The 18,476-nt window shown below is 60.2% G+C and carries 17 protein-coding genes and 2 pseudogenes; 15 read left to right on the top strand and 4 right to left on the bottom strand.

Features of this window, described 5'->3' with window-relative positions; translation table 11 throughout:
* The first annotated feature begins 133 nt into the window (after positions 1-133).
* The 3 genes from ACTGJ9_RS01605 (at position 134) to fumC (ending at position 4,053) form a co-directional block, all read left to right on the top strand.
* A complete protein-coding gene (locus ACTGJ9_RS01605; RefSeq protein ID WP_456675642.1) occupies positions 134-1,468 on the top strand; it encodes a cytochrome ubiquinol oxidase subunit I in 1,335 nt (444 codons plus the stop codon).
* A complete protein-coding gene (cydB, locus tag ACTGJ9_RS01600; protein ID WP_456675641.1) occupies positions 1,465-2,475 on the top strand; it encodes a cytochrome d ubiquinol oxidase subunit II in 1,011 nt (336 codons plus the stop codon). The genes ACTGJ9_RS01605 and cydB overlap by 4 nt, the downstream gene beginning before the upstream one ends.
* A gap of 69 nt (positions 2,476-2,544) precedes the next feature.
* Positions 2,545-4,053: a class II fumarate hydratase gene (fumC, locus tag ACTGJ9_RS01595; protein WP_456675640.1), complete on the top strand. Its 1,509-nt coding sequence runs from the start codon at positions 2,545-2,547 to the stop codon at positions 4,051-4,053.
* Positions 4,054-4,170: 117 nt separating this feature from the next.
* Here the strand turns inward: fumC and ACTGJ9_RS01590 are convergent, their stop codons facing one another.
* Positions 4,171-4,416, bottom strand: coding sequence for a hypothetical protein (locus tag ACTGJ9_RS01590; protein ID WP_456675639.1), 246 nt, complete (start codon positions 4,414-4,416; stop codon positions 4,171-4,173).
* A gap of 28 nt (positions 4,417-4,444) precedes the next feature.
* Here ACTGJ9_RS01590 and ACTGJ9_RS01585 point away from each other — a divergent pair.
* Positions 4,445-5,619, top strand: a protein-coding gene (locus ACTGJ9_RS01585) for an IS3 family transposase (RefSeq protein WP_456675638.1) whose coding sequence is annotated in 2 segments (ribosomal slippage) — positions 4,445-4,754 and positions 4,754-5,619 — 1,176 coding nt in all. Because the reading frame shifts where the segments join, the coding sequence is not laid out codon by codon here.
* 115 nt (positions 5,620-5,734) lie between these two features.
* Here ACTGJ9_RS01585 and ACTGJ9_RS01580 read toward each other — a convergent pair.
* Complete coding sequence (locus tag ACTGJ9_RS01580) at positions 5,735-6,121, bottom strand: nuclear transport factor 2 family protein (RefSeq protein ID WP_456675637.1); 387 nt, start codon at positions 6,119-6,121, stop codon at positions 5,735-5,737.
* Positions 6,122-6,406: 285 nt separating this feature from the next.
* Between ACTGJ9_RS01580 and ACTGJ9_RS01575 the strand changes: the two genes are divergently transcribed.
* From ACTGJ9_RS01575 to ACTGJ9_RS01540, 8 genes and pseudogenes are all read left to right on the top strand, one after another.
* Positions 6,407-6,796: a hypothetical protein gene (locus ACTGJ9_RS01575; protein WP_456675636.1), complete on the top strand. Its 390-nt coding sequence runs from the start codon at positions 6,407-6,409 to the stop codon at positions 6,794-6,796.
* A 38-nt stretch (positions 6,797-6,834) separates the two neighbouring features.
* Entirely contained in the window at positions 6,835-8,385 is a 1,551-nt protein-coding gene (locus tag ACTGJ9_RS01570) for an efflux RND transporter periplasmic adaptor subunit (RefSeq protein ID WP_456675635.1), read from the top strand.
* Positions 8,382-9,988, top strand: a pseudogene (locus ACTGJ9_RS01565) (DHA2 family efflux MFS transporter permease subunit). The gene ACTGJ9_RS01570 and the pseudogene ACTGJ9_RS01565 overlap by 4 nt, the downstream one beginning before the upstream one ends.
* A gap of 109 nt (positions 9,989-10,097) precedes the next feature.
* Positions 10,098-10,490: a hypothetical protein gene (locus ACTGJ9_RS01560; RefSeq protein WP_456675634.1), complete on the top strand. Its 393-nt coding sequence runs from the start codon at positions 10,098-10,100 to the stop codon at positions 10,488-10,490.
* A 91-nt stretch (positions 10,491-10,581) separates the two neighbouring features.
* On the top strand, positions 10,582-11,127 hold the full coding sequence (locus ACTGJ9_RS01555; protein ID WP_456675633.1) for a sorbitol dehydrogenase family protein: 546 nt from the start codon (positions 10,582-10,584) through the stop codon (positions 11,125-11,127).
* Between the two features lie 34 nt (positions 11,128-11,161).
* Positions 11,162-11,518, top strand: a complete 357-nt coding sequence (locus tag ACTGJ9_RS01550; protein ID WP_456675632.1) for a hypothetical protein — start codon at positions 11,162-11,164, stop codon at positions 11,516-11,518.
* Positions 11,519-11,529: 11 nt separating this feature from the next.
* Positions 11,530-12,807 carry a GMC family oxidoreductase gene (locus ACTGJ9_RS01545; RefSeq protein ID WP_456675631.1) on the top strand — a complete coding sequence of 426 codons (1,278 nt, stop codon included), beginning with the start codon at positions 11,530-11,532 and terminating at the stop codon, positions 12,805-12,807.
* A gap of 595 nt (positions 12,808-13,402) precedes the next feature.
* A complete protein-coding gene (locus ACTGJ9_RS01540; protein WP_456678419.1) occupies positions 13,403-14,233 on the top strand; it encodes a c-type cytochrome in 831 nt (276 codons plus the stop codon).
* A 59-nt stretch (positions 14,234-14,292) separates the two neighbouring features.
* Here the strand turns inward: ACTGJ9_RS01540 and mug are convergent.
* Together mug and ACTGJ9_RS01530 are read right to left on the bottom strand one after the other, a co-directional pair.
* A pseudogene (gene mug / locus ACTGJ9_RS01535) lies at positions 14,293-14,813 on the bottom strand (G/U mismatch-specific DNA glycosylase).
* A 213-nt stretch (positions 14,814-15,026) separates the two neighbouring features.
* Entirely contained in the window at positions 15,027-15,689 is a 663-nt protein-coding gene (locus ACTGJ9_RS01530) for a TetR/AcrR family transcriptional regulator (RefSeq protein WP_456675630.1), read from the bottom strand.
* Between the two features lie 124 nt (positions 15,690-15,813).
* Between ACTGJ9_RS01530 and ACTGJ9_RS01525 the strand changes: the two genes are divergently transcribed.
* The 3 genes from ACTGJ9_RS01525 to ACTGJ9_RS01515 are packed head-to-tail and all read left to right on the top strand — an operon-like array spanning position 15,814 to position 18,420.
* Positions 15,814-16,320 carry a hypothetical protein gene (locus ACTGJ9_RS01525; RefSeq protein ID WP_456675629.1) on the top strand — a complete coding sequence of 169 codons (507 nt, stop codon included), beginning with the start codon at positions 15,814-15,816 and terminating at the stop codon, positions 16,318-16,320.
* Entirely contained in the window at positions 16,232-17,044 is an 813-nt protein-coding gene (locus tag ACTGJ9_RS01520) for an HlyD family secretion protein (protein WP_456675628.1), read from the top strand. Before ACTGJ9_RS01525 ends, ACTGJ9_RS01520 begins: the two co-directional genes overlap by 89 nt.
* Positions 17,041-18,420: an MFS transporter gene (locus ACTGJ9_RS01515; RefSeq protein WP_456675627.1), complete on the top strand. Its 1,380-nt coding sequence runs from the start codon at positions 17,041-17,043 to the stop codon at positions 18,418-18,420. Before ACTGJ9_RS01520 ends, ACTGJ9_RS01515 begins: the two co-directional genes overlap by 4 nt.
* Positions 18,421-18,476 lie beyond the last annotated feature (56 nt).

Genomic DNA, 18,476 nt, shown 5'->3' with positions numbered 1-18,476 from the left:
GCATCAGCGCCCTAGGTTGTCATCGAGATATCGCGAAGGCGATTTCGGTGGTCTCCGAGGAGTAGGGAATGGATTTTGATCCGGTTTTCTCTCGCGATTGCAATTTGGCTGGGTGATTGGCTGGCACATTCTGTTGCCGGCATTCACGGTGGGAGCTTCAGCATTCATTGCCGTTCTTGAAGGATTCCATCTAGCGACCGGACGTGACGTTTATCTTCGCGTCTCGATGTTCTGGATCAGGATTTTTTCGATCGCCTTCGGCATGGGAGTGGTCACCGGCGTCGTCATGCCGTTCCAGTTCGGTACTAACTGGAGCCGTTACGCGGACGCGACCTCGAATGTTCTTGCGCCGCTCTTTGCCTTTGAAGATCTGACGGCATTTTTTCTCGAGGCGGCGTTTCTCGGCGTGTTGCTGTTTGGGCGAAGGCTAGTGCCGCCCTGGGCGCATTTCGTTGCAGCGCTGATGGTGGCGATGGGGACATTATTCTCGTCGTTCTGGATCCTGTCGGCCAATAGCTGGATGCAGACGCCGGCCGGCTACGAGATCATCGACGGCCGTTTCTTTCCGGTCGACTGGTTGCAGATTATTTTCAATCCTTCGTTTCTTTCCCGACTAGGTCATACAGTGGTCGCCTTCTTCATCACGACGAGCTTTGTCGTTCTCGGGGTCGGCGCCTATCTGCTTCGGCGCGGGCGATTTGTGGAAGAAGGCGGCACCATGTTGTCAATGACGCTGTGGCTATTGACCGCTCTGGTGCCGCTGCAGATGTTTCTGGGCGATCATCATGGCCTCAATACGCTGAAGTATCAGCCCGCGAAGCTCGCGGCCATCGAGGCGCGCTGGGAAAGCGGCCGGACCGTACCTTTGACGCTGTTCGCGATCCCCGACGAAAAGAGCGAGAGCAACCATGCGGCGATCGAGATTCCCGGACTGGGGAGCTTGATCCTGACCCACAAGGTCGATGGCGAGATCAAAGGGCTCAAAGATTTCCCCGCTGACCAGCGGCCGCCTGTCGCGATACCGTTCTTTGCTTTCCGCATAATGGTCGGATGCGCGATGTTGATGCTGGGCATCGTGCTGCTCGGCGGATGGCTGCGCTGGCGCGGTCGGCTCACCGACACACCGCTGTTTCTGCTGCTGTGTCAGCTCGCACTCCCGATCGGATTCATTGCCGTTATCGCGGGCTGGGCCGTGACCGAGGTCGGACGCCAGCCTTGGACGGTCTATGGCCTGCTTCGAACGGCGGCTTCCGTCTCGCCATCTTTGGCTGGCCGCGACGTGGCGATTTCGCTGCTCGCCTACATGGCCGTCTACCTCTTTATGTACCCTTCCGGTTTGTTTCTCATGCTGCGCGTCATCCGCACCGGTCCAGCGCCGACCGCCGAAGGGCATGCGACGATCGAAGCTGGACGACCCCAGGCGCCGGTGCTGGCGGGAGCAGGCGTCGCAGGTGGAAGCGAACGATGATTCAAGTTCTGGACTTCGTACCGATCTGGACGCTGATACTGGCCTTGGCCGTATTTTTCTACGTCCTGCTCGACGGTTTTGACCTCGGCGTCGGGATTCTCTATGGGTTCGCGCCGGACACCACCGCGCGCAACACGATCATGAACTCGATCGCGCCGATCTGGGATGGCAATGAAACCTGGCTGGTGCTGGGCGCGCTCGGCTTGCTCGCGGCTTTCCCGCTGGCGTTCGCCATCATCATTCCGGCGGTCTATTTTCCGGTTCTCGTGATGTTGCTGGCGCTGGTGTTTCGCGGCGTGGCGTTCGAATTCCGCTTCCGCGACGCCGAACACAAGACATTTTGGGATCAAGCCTTCAATTACGGATCTGGTGTCGCAACCTTCGCGCAGGGTGTAGTGCTTGGCAGCTTCATTCAGGGATTTCAGGTCAGCGGGCGGGTGTTTTCCGGCACTACGTTCGATTTCGTGACACCTTTCTCAATCCTGACTGGGATAGCTTTATTGTTTGGATATGGACTGCTCGGCGCCGGCTGGCTCATTCTCAAGACGGAAGGCGATCTTCAGGATATGGCCCGCCGTCAGGGCAGTGTTTGCCTGATCGGCGTCTTGGCGGCGATCGCTATCGTTAGCGCCTGGACGCCGATCATGAATCCGGCGATCGCCTCACGCTGGTTCAGTTTTCCCAACATACTGTTTCTGGCGCCAGTTCCCATAGCGACAGCTGTTGTCGCGCTCGTCGCGTGGCATGCGTTCCACGCCCGCTCGGAGATTCTACCGTTCGCCGGCGGCATAGGCCTTTTCGTGCTGTCCTTTGCGGGAATTGCCATCAGTCTCTATCCGATGATCGTGCCCAACCACTTCACTTTGTGGGAGGCGGCGTCGTCGGACCGTACCCAGGCGTTTCTCCTAGTCGGCGCGCTCGTGCTGCTGCCAATCATCCTGATGTATACGACCTGGTCCTATTGGGTGTTTCGCGGCAAGGTGCGCGCCGACATCGGTTATGACTGAAGCCGCAGCAGAATCCATCGCTGGTGTCAGCTGGCCCTGCAGCTAGGGCCCTCTCGAGGGAGTTTTGAAATGGACCGTCGCGATATGCTCTTTGGTGGAGTTGTCACTACATTCGGATTGGTCGCTGGCAGCCCGGGTCCGGTCCTGGCCGCGACCCACGAAAATTCATCGCCGGCGGCCGTGGAACACAGAACTGAAACGGACAGCCTCGGCGAAGTAGACGTCCCCGCGGACAAGCTTTGGGGCGCTCAGACCCAACGTTCACTCGAACATTTCAGCATTGGAACGGATCTCATTCCGCGTGAGATGATCACTTCTTATGCCATCTTGAAAAAAGCCGCTGCCAACGCGAACTATTCCGAAGGGCGGCTCGGCGGTTTGCAACACCAGCTCATCGTTCAGGTTTGTGATGAGATTCTCGCCGGTCAGCATCAAAATATGTTCCCACTCTATGTGTGGATGACCGGTAGCGGAACGCAATTTAACATGAACGTGAACGAAGTGATCTCGAACCGCTGTTGTCAACTCGCGGGGACCGCGCTCGGCAGCAAGAAGCCGGTACATCCAAACGACGACGTCAACATGTCACAGTCGTCGAACGACTCGTTTCCGTCCGCCATGTATATGGCGGCTGCGATTAACGTAAAGCAGCGTTTAATGCCGGCTGTGACCGCGCTGCATGATTCGATTACCGTGAAGTCCGACGAGTGGAAGGACATTGTCAAGATTGGCCGCACGCACATGCAGGACGCAACCCCCATAACGCTCGGTCAGGAGTGGTCCGGGTACGCGGGCATGCTGGCAGACAATCTTGAGCGGCTTGACGACGCCCTCAAGGGTGTCTACCGCCTCGCGCTTGGCGGCACGGCAGTGGGTACCGGGCTCAATTCGACGCCCGGATTTGCGGAAGCGGCTGCCGCGCAAATCGCCACATTGACGAACTTGCCGTTTGTTACCGCGCCAAACAAGTTTGCTGTCCAGGGGGCGCACGACGCATTGGTACAGCTTTCTGGCACGCTGCGAACGCTGGCCGTATCGCTCTACAAGATCGCAAATGATATCCGCTTGATGTCTTGCGGGCCCCGCGCAGGTTTTGCCGAGCTGATTATTCCAGCGAACGAGCCGGGATCCTCAATTATGCCCGGCAAGGTCAACCCTACTCAGGCTGAAGCTCTGACAATGATTGCCACCATGGTGATGGGATACGATGTGACTACGGGCATTGGCGGGGCGAGCGGGTATCTTGAGATGAATGTCTATAAGCCTGTCATCATTCATGACATCACACATTCGATCAGGCTAATGACCGATGGCTGCACGAACTTCCGCAAGTTCTTGATCGAGGGCACGAGGCCGAATCTGAAGAAGATCAAGGAATACGTGGATCGATCGCTCATGCTGGTGACTGCTCTGTCGCCGGTCGTGGGTTATGACAAGGCGTCCAAGATCGCCCATTATGCGAGTGACGAGGATCTCACTCTCAGAGAGGCTGCCCTTAAACTCGGCTACATCTCTGCCAACGAATTCGACCGCATTGTGGACCCGAAGAAAATGATCCAGCCCTACGTAGCGCAGTGACCGGAGCGTCCGGTTAGCTCTGCATTGTTTGGCCTGCATCCGTAACTGTTGTGTCGATACTGGCGCCGTCGTGTCGCCGGGGAGAATCGGACCTCAGCACTTGAGAAGCGGGAACCGCTATAGATCGGCGGTGTCGTGTTCTATTAATGTAATCACCAACCCAGTCAGGGTTGCTCCGATGCCGAAGGTAGTTGCGCACGTGCTAACGAACATCAGAAAAGTGGCTTCCGGATTCAAGGTGGAGTTGATCAAGGTCGCAATGCCGAACGGGGTGATGTGAATTACAATCAGCGCAAAGGCGAGGCCAACCGCAACGCCCATCGCCGCGACACTGGCGTGGGCCTCCCCTAAATCAGTGGACACCTATAGCTTAGGCAGCGAGAGGTGTCAGATGACGAAGCGGCGACGACGATCTTATTCGGACGAGTACAAGCGGCAGGCAGTTGAACTGGTTTTATCGAGTGGCCGCTCGGCGAAGTCGGTATCTAAGGAACTCGGGCTTGATGGCTCGGTGCTAAGCCGATGGGTGGCGGAGCGGGGCACGGTGGCAGCCGGCGGCAGCGTCGCGGCGCCCACGCCGCAAGCGGCGCTGCCGTCGGCGGACCAGGCTGACATGATTGCGCGGTTGCAGCGGGAGAACGAACAGCTGCGGATGGAGCGCGATATTTTAAAAAAGTCGATCGCGATCTTTGCTGGACCCCGGACATGAGATTCCGCTTCATCGGAGATCGCCGCGCGGACTATCCGGTCGGGATCATGTGCCGGGTGCTCGGCGTCTCGGCCGCGGGCTACTATGCCTGGCGGTCGCGGCCGGAAAGCCCTCGGGCCATGGCCAATCGAGAACTGCTGGAGGACATCAAGCGGGTTCATGGTGATTCCCACGGTCGCTACGGCAGCCCGCGCATTCATGCCGAGCTCAAAGCCCAGGGCCATGGTGCGAGCCGAGGCCGGATCGAGCGGCAGATGCGCTGTCATGGCGTTCGGGCCATCTCGGCCGGGCCGCGGCGATGCCGTACCACCGATAGCGGACATGGCTTCCCGATTGCGCCGAACCTGCTCGGACGGAACTTCTCGGCCGCCACGCGCAATCAGGTCTGGCTCGCCGACATCACCTATGTCTGGACCGGCCAGGGATGGTTGTATCTGGCCGCCATCATGGACCTGTACAGCCGCCGCATCGTGGGCTGGGCGATGGACGACCATCTCCGCGCCGAATTGCCGCTCGCCGCATTACGGATGGCGATCAAGGGACAAAGGCCCGGCGCCGGCCTGATCCATCACTCCGATCGCGGCATCCAATATGCTTCGACCGAGTACCGTCAGGCGCTACAGGCCGCCGGCTTCCGACCTTCGATGAGCCGCAGAGCCGACTGCTACGACAACGCCCCGATGGAAAGCTTCTTCCACACGCTCAAGACCGAGCTGATCCATCACCGCCAATATGCAGCCCACGATGAAGCACAACGCGACATCTTCGCCTACATCGAGGGCTTCTATAACCAAACCCGGCGCCACTCGGCCATCGGCTACATCAGCCCCGTCGAGATGGAGCTAAAATCGGCTTGATCCCTGTCCACTTTTTTGGGGGAAGATCAGGCGAGTTTCAATAGCAACGTTGGCGTGATCAATGCAGACGGCTTCCTTGGGCGCACAGCTTTCACCTCCGCTACCTTTCTGCGGCTCATGACGCGCTCATTCGCCCGACAAGATGCGCACGCGAGGCGCCGGGGTTGAATTGATCGGCGAAGTATTGTGTTTCGTGGACTACCAGTCCGTCACGGAATTCCATGATGCTTACTGCATAAGACGGCATTCCGTCGTAGCTAAGTATGAATTCACTGACCCAGAGATCGCTGCTGCCGATTATTCGCCGCACCGTAAAGCGTTTCTTGTTTGGCTGGACGGACCGGCTTTCCTGAATGTTGTCCCGGCCATGGATCCGCTCGCCCGATTGCGGATAATCAAGCACGGCATCCTCGTTGTAGATTTCGTGCTCGGTCTTGAAGTCGTTCGCGTCTGAAGCATTCCAATGCCGCTCCAGCGCGAGGCGCACCGTTTGGTCGTCCATCTCATCCTCCGCATTCCGCGAGCGGTCGTGTCTTCGGGTCACCGAATTCGTCCTCCCGATACGCTCCAGTCAATATTGGGAGGTCGATGCCTAGCGCGCCAGTCGTCGCCGCGTAGTGCCGGATCATACCTTGATATGATGGGATCCCGCCGAGGGTTGTATGGCTCAGAGATAGCCGATCGCTATGGTCCTTTGAAGGGGCGGAGGATTTAGACAGGCGAGATGCCCCGGCGTAAGGGCGTCGCCCGAAGAGACAGCGATCCAGCGGCCGAAGGGACGCCTCTCGTGGAGATTGAAATGCTGCTTCATCTTCCAATTGCAATCATCGCAACGCTTTCACCGATCGCCATTTCCGATACGGTGCCGAAGTTCGACATCGCCAAGGAATGCCGCTTCGAAAGCGATTTGTCCAATGCCGTCGATCGGTGCGCTCGTGACGAAGCCAACGCGCGTCAGCAGCTCGAAACGGAGTGGCCGCAGTTTGTTCGCGCCGACAGGAGCGTATGCCTCGGCGAGGCCACGATTGGGGGCGTCGCGAGCTATGTCGATCTGCTGATCTGTCTGGAAATGTCGAGAGACGCCCGCATCGCGGATACCGATACTTTCGGCTCGCCCGGAGTGCGGTCGACGCGTTCAGCACCGTCCGAACTGAGCGTCGTCGACAAGCACGACTGATCCAGTCGGAACACGATCGCATTTGGGAGGAATTTCCGATGTCTGCCAATACCATCGAGCTCAAGGACGGCGTCACCTCGATTGAGGCGCCGGCGACGCACGGCAGGGATACGACGGTCGACCCCGAGGGCGCACGACCGGGGACGGAGCCTCGTTCAAAGAGGGCCTTGATTGGAAAGCTGACGCGGCGACAAACATTGCTGGTCGGTGTGCTTGGAGCCGCCGTCGTCGCGGCGGCCGTGTTTGGCATTCCGTGGATCCGGTTCGTACTCAGCACGGTCTCGACCGATGATGCCTTCGTCAACGGCCATGTGACATTCATTGCGCCCCGCGTCCACGGTCAGGTCTCGCGGGTCTTGGTAGATGATAACAATCGCGTGCATAAGGGAGATATTCTCGTCGAACTGGACAAGGAGCCGCTCCGCGACGCGGTTGCGGTAAAGAAGGCCGCCGTCGATACCGCAACGGCGGATCTCCAGGCGGCCAGGGCCATCGTGCGCAGCATCGAAGCACAGACCCGGAGCCGCCGCTGGCAGTTGCAACTAGCCGTAGAGAATGTCGCGAACCAGGTGAGCCTGCTGCATGCGCGGGTCGCCGCGCTCAAGAAGGCGAAGGCTACACTTACCCTCGCGCAGCAGGAGTTCGACCGGACGTCGCGGCTGGTCGTGTCGGAGACGGCGAGCCGCGAGCTCTATGACCAACGTCAGGCGGCGTTGCTGGTTGCTCAAGCGGCCGTCGTCCAGGCGTTGGCGGATGCGAACCAGATTCGTGTCTCGTTAGGTCTCCAGCCGGAGGCTGAAGAGAGCGCCGCTCTTGACCAGGTACCGGCCGATCTTGATCAGACGTTTTCTTCGGTCTTACAGGCGCAGGCGGATCTGATCCAGACGGCGGCCGAACTGGGTGTTCTCCATTCTTACGATCAGTCTCCGAAGCAGATGATTGATCAGTTCGAAAAGCCCGATTCTGAAGGCGGCATCGACAGCAAGTTTGGTCGGATGGCCGCCGAGGCGCCGGCCGTCAAGCAAGCTGAAGCCAAACTCGAATCCGCGAAGCGTGATCTCGCTCTGGCTGAACTCGATCTTCGTTATTGTGATGTCGTCGCTGAGATCGATGGCGTCGTCACGCGTCGAAATGTCAATCCAGGCAATGATGTTCAGGTCGGACAAAGCCTGATGGCGATCCGCTCGCTCAGCGAGATCTGGATCGATGCCAATTTCAAGGAGACACAGCTGCGCGACTTGCGCATCGGTCAGGCTGCCGATCTCTATGTCGACATGTACGGCGACAAACAGGTATTCAGTGGCCGGATCACCGGCTTTACGATCGGCACCGGATCGACGCTCGCCTTGCTGCCACCGCAGAATGCCACGGGCAATTATATCAAGATCGTCCAGCGGCTGCCGGTCCGGATCGAGCTTGAGGGTTATGATCCGGACAAGAAGCCGCTGTTCATCGGCGCATCGGTTGTGCCCTACGTCTATCTCAACAGACCGCTGACCGGGCCCAGTGCCGGTGCGTTTCTCCAGGTCTTCCAGCCGCAGCCGGCGGGGAACGCTTCGACCGCAAACACGTCAGGTGCGGGAAAATGACAGACCTGGCATTTTCACCTTCAAGGTCACGGGCGGGCGTGAACCCGTGGCTTGTCGCCGCCGTGGTCATCATACCGACGTTCATGGAGGTGCTCGACACAACCATTGCTCTGGTCGCGCTGCGATATATTGCCGGCGGCCTCTCGGCCACGGTCGATGACGGCGAATGGGTCATCACCAGCTATCTTGCCGCTAATGCGATCATCTTGCCAATCAGCGGCTGGTTGTCGGCCCGGCTCGGCCGCCGCAATTACTTCCTGCTGTCGATCGCCGTCTTTACCCTGGCGTCCGGCGCATGTGGAATGGCCACTGGCCTCGGCCAGTTGATCGTATTTCGCGTCGTGCAGGGCCTGGCGGGTGGGGTCTTCAGCCCTCCAGTCAGGGTGTCCTGCTGGACGCCTTTCCGGTCGAGAAGCAAGGCATCGCGATGACGCTGTTCGGCCTGGCGGCGCTTCTGGCGCCGGTCGTGGGTCCGACCCTCGGCGGCTGGATCACGGACAGCTATTCGTGGCGATGGGTGTTCTACATCAATGTCCCGGTTGGCCTTGTGGCATTTGGCGCCTGTTACGCGCTGCTGCGGGACCCGGAATATCTCGTCAAAGACCGTTTGGAGCTGAGGAAGCAGCCGTTGCGTTTTGACGGACTTGGCCTGTCATTGCTGGTGATCGTCATGGTCTCCTGGGAGGTGATGCTCAGCAAGGGACAGGAGTGGGACTGGCTAAGCGACCCATTCTGGCGTGTGCAGACACTGGCGGCTTTCTTCTTCTTCGGTCTGATAGGGCTGATTCTTTGGGAATTGCGCCACCCGAACCCCGTGGTCAATTTCCGCCCTCTCCGGGAGCGAAATTTCGCCGCCTGCTGCGTGATCATCTTTGGCGCTTTCGCCGTTCTCTACGCCGCCAGCACATCATTGCCGGCGCTGCTTCAATCTCTGTTCGGCTATGATGCTCTCAGCGCGGGGTTGGTCATGTCGCCGGCCGGGTTCGGTGCACTTCTGGCAATGCCGTTTGTCGGCCTGGCACTTGGCAAGGGGACTGATGCCCGGTGGTTGCTCGCGGCGGGTCTGCTGATCATGGCGATCGCAAACTACTGGATGTCACAAATGAATCTGGAGATCAGCCCGGGTCAGGTCATTTGGCCTCGAGTGATGCTGGTGTTCGGACTCTCGATGTGTTTCGCGCCCGCGAACGTCGCCGCCTACCTATATATCCCGGCGTCGCTGCGTGGAGCAGCGGTTGGCTTGCTCAGTTTGCTGCGCAACGAGGGCGGGAGTGTTGGCACCTCGATGGCACAGACAATGCAGGAACGCCGTGACCAATTTCACGCCCTGCGGCTCGGTGAGTCCCTTGATTCTTTCAACGCGAGCGTAGTGTCGTTCCTTGAGCAGGCTCGTGGAGTATTCCTGCAGCAGAGCGGCGACATGTCTGCGGCGCAGAAGTCGGCCTTGCAGACGCTCGACAACCTGCGGCAGCAGCAGGCGTCGTCACTTGCGTATTTCGATGTCTTTCTGTCGTTGGCCGCAGTGACGCTGATACCCTTGGCGGCGGTGCTGCTAATGAAGCGTTCAGTCGCGGCCAAGGGTGCCCGCATCGGTGGTGAATAACGATTAGCTGGGCCATTTGATAACAGCTCTTATGGGAGACCGGCGTTGCAGGGATTGTGAGAATACCCGGCGGTGGCTGCTCCGGGCATCGCACTCCGAGAGGATTCACATGAGTGAAGGCGGCATCGAAAATCGATCGAACACCGTATCATCAAGCCCGCGCCCCAACATGCTCGGCGCATGGGTCGTCGTCGGAGTGCTGTCGGCATTCCTCGTCGCGGCTGGTATCATCGGCTATCTCGGCTGGACCAGTACCGATACCGACGTGCCCGCGTCGGGGTACATCGCCACGGCATTGGGCGTGATTTTCTCCCTGGTCGTCGGCGTCGGTTTGATGGGGCTTGTCTTCTACAGCAGCCGCAAAGGGTACGACGAACCTGCGGTACTGATCCAGGAACCCGTCGGTCACCAGGATGAGGTTCAAGCGATCCCGAAGAGCGTGGCATATGATCCTCGCTCCGCCAGTCGTCTCCTCATAGATACCGCTCATACCTTCATATGATCGGCTTCCGCCGAGGGTTGTATGGCCGAGCGCGCCAGCGGCTTGCAAGATGTGACAGTTGGCTACAGCTCCAACGGCGAGGTGTACGCATATGCGTGACCAGTACCGCGACGATTGTCCTACGGCTTTCAAACTCTCGCGCCGCGACGTGGTGATCGGTGGGCTCTCGATTGGCGGGACGGCCGCGCTCGCAATGCTGCCCGCTGTTGCGGCACCGACGCCGTTGTCCGATCAGTCCGCGGCGCGATTTATGGAAATTTCGGGGCTCCTGGTTCCACATCGCCTGAACCAGGAGGTCGGAAAGCGCATGGGCGCAGCGATGGGCGCGTTGAATCCGTCGCTGTCGCAACAAATTGACGGGCTCCTTTCCATCGCACGAGAAAAGAACGCGCGGATCGTCGAGGACTTCTTCGTCGACGTGCCGGATGGTCCGCTCAAGGAGACCGCGCTCTCGATCATTTCGGCTTGGTATCTGGGCGTCATAACCGGCGCGCCCGATGCCGAGGTGTTCGCCTACGAGTTTGCGCTGATGTATCAGCCGACGCGGGATGTCATGACCATTCCCTCCTACGCGATCTCCGGGCCGAACGGATGGTCGGCTGAGGCTCCCCCGCTGAGCAAGATGCCTGAATTCTGAACACGGTGCTCTCGAACCAACGGGAACTCTAGAGATGGCGAGCGATGATAATGCAGATATTGTTGTCGTGGGAACCGGGGTGGTCGGTTGCCTGATCGCGCAGCAGGCCCTGGATGCTGGCTTGTCGGTGCTGATGCTCGAGGCCGGCCCTCGCGTCGATCGCTGGCGGGTCGTCGAGAATTTCCGCAACCTGCCGCCCAGCATACGGCTGTTTCACTGGAATGCGGCCTATCCGCCGAAGCCGTGGGCGCCACATCTCGAAACGCGGAGGCCCAAAGAGCAGGAGGAATACCTGCAATTGGAAGGGCCGAATGCCCGCGCCTATCTCCAGGGCTACGTCCGCTATGCGGAGGCGCGACGTGGCACTGGGCCGGAATCTGCTGGCGCCTGACGCCCGAGGACATGCGCCTGAAAAGCCTTTATGGGGTTGGCCGGGACTGGCCATTCAGCCACGAAATTATCGAGCCCTACTACACGCGTGCGGAATATGCGATCGGCGTATGCGGTCCATCCGACCCCACGCTGCAGTGGCCGCCGAACGGAAAACGCTCAAAGCCCTATCCGATGGGACCGATTCCGTTCGGTCCTGGCGAGCACCGTTTCACGGAGGCCGCCGCGAGAATTGGGATGATCAATTTGCCGGCGCCCCAGGCACGCAATAGCGGCGTGTCCTATAACGGACGGCCGGCCTGTTGCGGCAACAACAACTGCTTTCCCGTATGCCCCATTGCCGCCAAGTATGATGCTTCGACGGCGTTGCCGAAGATCGAGGCCAGCGGCGGCAAAATCCTGGCCAATGCCGTCGTCTATCAGATCGAGACCGGCGAGAAGAACGCGATTGAAGCGGTTCACTATTTCGATCCGGACAAGCGCTCGCACAGGGTTACTGCCAGGCTCTTCGTGGTTGCCTGCAACGGCATCGAGACGCCAAAGCTGCTGTTGCTGTCAAAGGACGAGCGCAATCCCAATGGCGTGGCGAACAGCTCCGATCAGGTTGGGCGCAACATGATGGATCAGCCGAAGCTCACAGCGGAGCTCGAGCTTCAGGAACCGCTATGGACCGGCGTTGGGCCGGTTCAGAGCAGCAGCATTCTCAACACTACGCAAGGCGATTTCCGCAACCGACATGCCGGAGCGATGTTTCGTATGGAGAACTTCGCTCGCAGTCCCGTCGGTGCAGCCGCGGCACTGAAAAAAGGGCTGGTGGGTAAGGCCCTGGATGCCGAGATCCGCAGGCTTTCCGCCTGTACCGCGAGGTTGACCGTGGAGCATGAGATACTGCCTTCGGCAAACAACCGTTTGACGCTGTCGAGTCAGAAAGATTGGCTCGGCATCAACAAGCCGAATATCCATTACGACGTCGGAGACTATGTGCGCCAGAGCGCCAAGGAATACACCGTGCCGCGGCTGCAGCAGTTGGCGGCCGAACTCGGCGCCACCAAATTCCAGCTGTCTCCGGAGTTTCTCAACAGCGACCACATCATGGGAGGCTGCGTCATGGGGGCCGACCCGGCGACAGCGGTGGTGGATGCAGACTGTCGCGCGCACGATCATTCGAACTTGTTCCTGCCTGGCGGCGGCGCGATGCCGAGCGCGACGGCTTCGAACAGCACTCTCACGATGACAGCGCTGGCGCTGAAGGCGGCCGACGCCATCACCGCTCAACTCAAGCACGGCTGATCATGGGGAATTCCGGTCACCACTTCGGCGCGCTGCTCGTCTGTTTCGTCGCAACCGCGGCGGCCGGCATCTGTCAGGCGGCCGACTCGCCGGTTAAAGCGGCGGCCGTGATCAAGCGCGGGGAATATCTGGCAACGGCTGCTGACTGCGGCGCCTGCCACACGGCCCCACGCGGCGAACCGTTTGCCGGCGGGCTCCCGATCGCGACGCCGCTCGGTACGATCTATTCAACCAATATCACGCCATCGGCCGAATTCGGGATTGGGCGCTACACCGAGGAGAACTTTTCGCGGGCGCTCCGTCGCGGCGTTCGACGGGATGGCGCCAACCTCTATCCTGCAATGCCATACACATCCTATGCGAAGTTCACCGAAGAGGACTTACATGCGCTCTACCTGTACTTCTCGCAGGCGGTAAAGCCCGTCGAACAGCGCCCGCCGCCGACCAAGCTTCCGTTTCCGATGAACATACGTGCGTCGATGATGGCCTGGAACCTGCTGTTCCTCGACGCGGCGAGCTTCGTGCCCGACCCGCATCAATCGGCAGAATGGAATCAGGGCGCCTATCTCGTGCAGGGTGCCGCACATTGCAGCACGTGTCATACGCCGCGCGGCTTTCTGATGCAGGAGGAGGAGAGCCGTGCCTTGTCGGCGCGCAGGTCGGCCCCTGGTACGCGCCGAACATCACGTCGGATCCGATCAGCGGCATTGGACGCTGGACCAAAGAAGAACTCGCGGCGTATCTGCGGACGGGACACTTGTCCGGAAAGGCGCAGGCGTCCGGAAGCATGGGCGAAGCGGTCGAACACAGTTTCCAGCACCTGGCCGCCGCGGACCTCGGCGCCATCGCGACGTATATCAAGAGCGTTCCATCCATCCACGACCCCGCCGACCAGGTTTCCCGCTTCGCTGCCGGAAAGATGTCCTCCGAGCTGGCAGCGTTGCGGGGGCGTGAAGCCGTCAGGTCCGACAGCGAATCCGATCCCACCGGCGCAGAGCTGTTTCAAGGCAATTGTGCCTCCTGCCATTCGGCCGAAGGTCAGGGTAGCAAGGACGGTTACTATCCGAGCCTGTTCTCGAACTCGGCGACTGGCGCCAACAATGCGAGCAACCTCATCGCGGCCATCCTGTATGGCGTCAATCGCACGACATCGAGCGGACAGGCCTTCATGCCCGGCTTCGACGGCCACACGACCGATGCCAACGCACTCAGAGACCGCGACATTACGGCGCTGAGCAATTATGTGCTCACCCACTATGGGTCGGCCAACACGACCATCACCGAACAACAGGTCGACGAGGTGCGTCGGGGCGGTCCTTCCTCGCCGCTGCTCGCGCTCGCCCGCGGGGGCATGGCAGCCGCGGCGGTTGTCGTGTTTTTGGGCCTTGCCTTTCTCGTCGTCCGACGACGCAAGAGCCCCGCTTGACGCTTCGGGCGATGCAGCTGGAATCAGTGGCCGGAGACGCGATGCCTCCCGGGACGGCTTCAATCCGCGTTTCGTTTAGCACGGGCAGCTAGTCTGAGCTCTCGATAGGCGAGCACAAGTTTGTCGAAGGCGAACCCGCGGTTGCGCCCACTCGGATTGGGAAGGACCCAGGCGCGTGTACGCCCAAACAGTTCGGTTTGCCGGCCCCACACGACGGTCGATCGGTCGACGATGGCGCCGTAGGCCTTCTTGGCCAGGAAGGCTACAAACCTTGGCTTATGCATATCGAGTTTCCGCTTGAGGGCTTCCGATGCGCCGGCGAATTCACTGACTGAAATCTGGTCGGCGCTCGCTGTGGGCGGGCAACAACTGTCGTCAGTCCACAGCTTTCGTTAAGCAGCAACCGGTCGTCAGCCGGCTCGAAGAGCCGCGGTGTAAAGCCCGACCTGAAGAGCACCGGCCAGAACCGGTTGCCACGGCCGACAATGTGATGGCCAGCGTCTGCAGCGCGTAGGCCGGGGTTAAGTCCGCAGAAGACCACGTCGAGGTCGTCAGCCAGAATATCGGGTAGGCCATTCATGGCGCCTGCCGAACGTTCACTAATCGCGCTTTGCGACATAGTCGCTCATACCTTGATATGACGGACGTCCGCCGAGGGTTGTATGGCCGATCACAGCAGCGGCTTGCAGAATGACCACCGTCCTTCGGAGGAAAAAGAAAATGTGCGAGGTGTCCTCATTGGATAGGCGGCGAGGCTCCCTCCCAGCAACACTCGCCTCGAGGGTGCTGCGGCTCAGCACGCCTCAGCCTGGCATCCACAGATTGCATTCACGGCCTTCCGAGCAACTTCCTTCAGTTCAGCACGGCGAGCGCCGGCACGGGCACGGATCGCGATGGTGTGCATGGTGGCTGATGCGAGGATCGCAAGCGCCGCGGGATCCGCATTGCGCTTCAGTTCACCTCGTTCAATTGCCGCGCGGAAACGCGCTTCGAAATCGGCGTCAATCATACGCAGCCCCGTCGCAACGCTGCTGCGGATTGCAGCATCTTCGCCGGCTTCGGTTACCGCGGTCCCGATCACAAAGCAGCCGCGCGCGCCGCCTTTACCTGAAAAATAGATGGACAGCGCTGCTTCATAGGCAAGCATCAGACTTTCGGCCAAGGGACGGTCCTCCGCGAGCGCCTCCCGTGTCGCGGCCAGGCTGATCTCCCAGTAACGCGCTAGCGCCTCGAGATAGATCTCGTGCTTGTTGCCGAATGCTGCATAGAGGCTTGGCGGATTCATGCCGGTGGCCGCTGCAATGCTGTCGAGAGAAGTGCCGGCATAGCCCGCCTTCCAGAAGGTCTCTGTCGCCTGCTCGAGTGCAACCTGTGTGTCATAGGCCCGGGGCCGTCCCCGGCGCGCTGGTCCCGTCTCGCTGTTTTTTCGTGCCATATCGCAAATCACCCTGGTCACTGCGTGTTCGTACCATATTTGTATGTTTCGTTACAAAATTAAATGGGCAAGCATCTTGATTGCTGAATTCTAGCACAGTATTTGTATGAAGCGTTACAAAATTAGATGCAGGTGAGGCCTTTCCATGGGATTAAATGTTTCGCCAGTCGCCGGCTCGACAGCCGACCGCCAGGAGTTGCGTGCGGTTGCGGGCATCAGTGCGGCCTCTGCGGCGGTGGCGGACGCTGTGATGGAGACGCAATTCGATCGAGTTGTCGATGGCGCCACACCCGTTCGCGTGGTCGCAACGACCGCCAGGTCGCTCAGGGAGCGGCTGCGGCGGCCCCTAATGCTCGGAGTGCCGTTCGTGGTGGCCGTGTTCGGCGCCGGCGTGTATCTCGCCGAGGAGCCGTACGTCTCGACCGATGACGCGTTCGTTCGCGCCGCAAAGGTCACGATCAATGCCAGGGTTGCCGGCCAGGCGGTCGAAATCGCCGTGCGCGACAATGAGCGCGTCCGGCAGGGCCAGGTCCTGTTCCGAATCGATCCGGAGCCCTACCAGATTGTGGTCGATCAGGCCGAGGCACGGCTTCGGCAGCGCGCGCCTCCAGATCGATCTGCTCAAAGCGACCTATCGCCAACAACAGGCTGAACTACAGTCAGCCAGGGATCTGGCTGCTTTTGACGAGCGCGAGTATGACCGCAAGAAAGCGCTGGTCGTCTCCGATTTTACCCCACGCGCAGTCTTCGAGCGAGCCGAGACGAATTTCAAGGTCGCCCGCCAGCACATCGCGTCAATCGAGCAGCAGGTCGCCAACACTGTCGTTGCGTTGGACGGCGATCCGAACATCGAGGAGTATCGGCATCCGACAGTGCGCGCGGCCAAGGCGCAACTAGACCGCGCCCGGCTCGATCTCTCCTATGCGACGGTGACGGCGCCCGACGACGGTATCGTGACCAGGGTCGACGACCTGCAGGTCGGCGGTTTCGTCAATCCAGGTGCACCCGTGTTCTCGCTGCTGTCGAGCCGGCGCATCTGGATCGAGGCGAATTTCCGCGAAACCGGTTTGACCCACATGCGTCCGGGTCAAGAGGCGACCATCGAGGTCGATGCCTATCCGGATCGCAAGTTCAACGCGCACATCGTCAGCATGAGTCCGGGCACTGGTTCTGATTTCTCGGTCCTGCCGCCCGAGAATGCGACCGGCAATTGGGTCAAGGTCGTCCAGCGTCTGCCGGTACGGCTTGAGCTAAACGAAGTCGATCCGAACCGGCCGCTGTTCTCGGGCATCAGCGTGACGGCGCGGGTCGACACCGGCTATCGCCGCGACTGGCTCCATCCGTTCAAGCCGGCGCTTGCGACGGAGGTCAAATGAGTGTCGCTCTCCCACGGACCGTTGCCGTCGACAGCCGCCGAATCATTACTGTGGCGGCGTTGATGGCGACTTATATGGAAGCGGTAAACATCTCGCTCCCGAATGCCGCCCTGCCGTACATCCAGGGTACGCTATCGATGGCCAACGACGAGGCCGGCTGGGTGTTTACGGCCTATATGGCGGCGGGCGCCACCGTCATGCCGATGGCGCGCTGGCTTGCGGGGCGCTATGGCCGCAAGACGGTTTATCAGGTGGCTCTCGCCGTCTTCGTTGTGGGGCTGATTCTCAACACGGTGGCGACGACGTCGCTTCAGTTCGTATTCGCCCGGATCGTCCAGGGAGCCGCGAGCGGCACGCTGGCGCCCTTGTCGCTGGCGACCCTGCTGGATGTGCTGCCGCAACCGCGTCACGCCCGGATCACGCTGATGTGGTCGGTGTGTATCGTGCTCGGTATCAGCAGCGGGGCGAGTATCGGCGGCTGGCTCAGCGAATATCACGGCTGGCGCTCAATCTTCTACTTCAGCCTGCCGATCGCGGCATTTATCTCCCTCTCGGTAGCATTGTTCCTCCCCGAAAAGAGAGCGGTGCAGAATACGCCCTTCGATTTCTTCGGCCTGGCAGCTTTCTCACTCGGGATGATTGGCTTGCAGATGCTGCTCGACCGCGGCGAACGCCTGGAATGGTTCGCCTCCGCAGAAATCTGGACCGAAGCGGCCGCCTCGGTTCTGGGATTCTATCTTTTCATCGTGCACGTCATGACGAGGGATGTGCATTTTCTCAACAAGTCGCTGTTCAAGGACCGTAACTTCGTTCTTTCGGCGATCATGTTCTTTGCCGTCGGCTTCGTCCTGCTGCCGACGCTGGCTTTGACATCGCCTATGCTGGAGGAATTGCTTGAATATCCGGTTGATACCACCGGCTACATGACCCTCGCACGCGGTGTCACTCTGGTGGGAGCGGTGGCGCTGATGGGCTTCGCTCCGGCAAAAATCGACAACCGGCTGTTCATACTCGGCGGCATGGCGGCGGTGGTCTATGCTAATTCGCTCATGCTCGGCTATTCACCGGCGATGGATCGGCGGCTGGTGATTGCGGCGACCCTGCTGCAGGGGACGGGTCTTGGCATCTTGCTTCCGTCGCTCGGCAAGGTGGCGTTCACCGCGCTCGATCCGAAATTCCGCCCCGAAGGCACCGCCCTGTTGAGCCTGTCGCGCGTCTATGGAAGCACAATCGGCATCGCGGTGGTCCAGATCTGCTTCTACAACAACACCCAGGCCATGCACCTGGCGCTCGCCAAGATCTCACACCCTTCCGCGCCGCCGCGCATATCGCAGGTTCGATCGCGAAGCCCAGCCTTGCCGCGCTCAACGGCATGATCACCCAGCAAGCGGCCGTCGTCGCTGTCATCGACCAGTTCAAGATTCTGATGCTC

Origin of the sequence: Bradyrhizobium sp. RDM12, from assembly GCF_051917485.1 — a bacterium.
Lineage (GTDB): Bacteria > Pseudomonadota > Alphaproteobacteria > Rhizobiales > Xanthobacteraceae > Bradyrhizobium.
The sequence above is the reverse complement of the archived record's forward strand: the minus strand, read 5'-3'. Positions and strand labels throughout refer to the sequence as shown.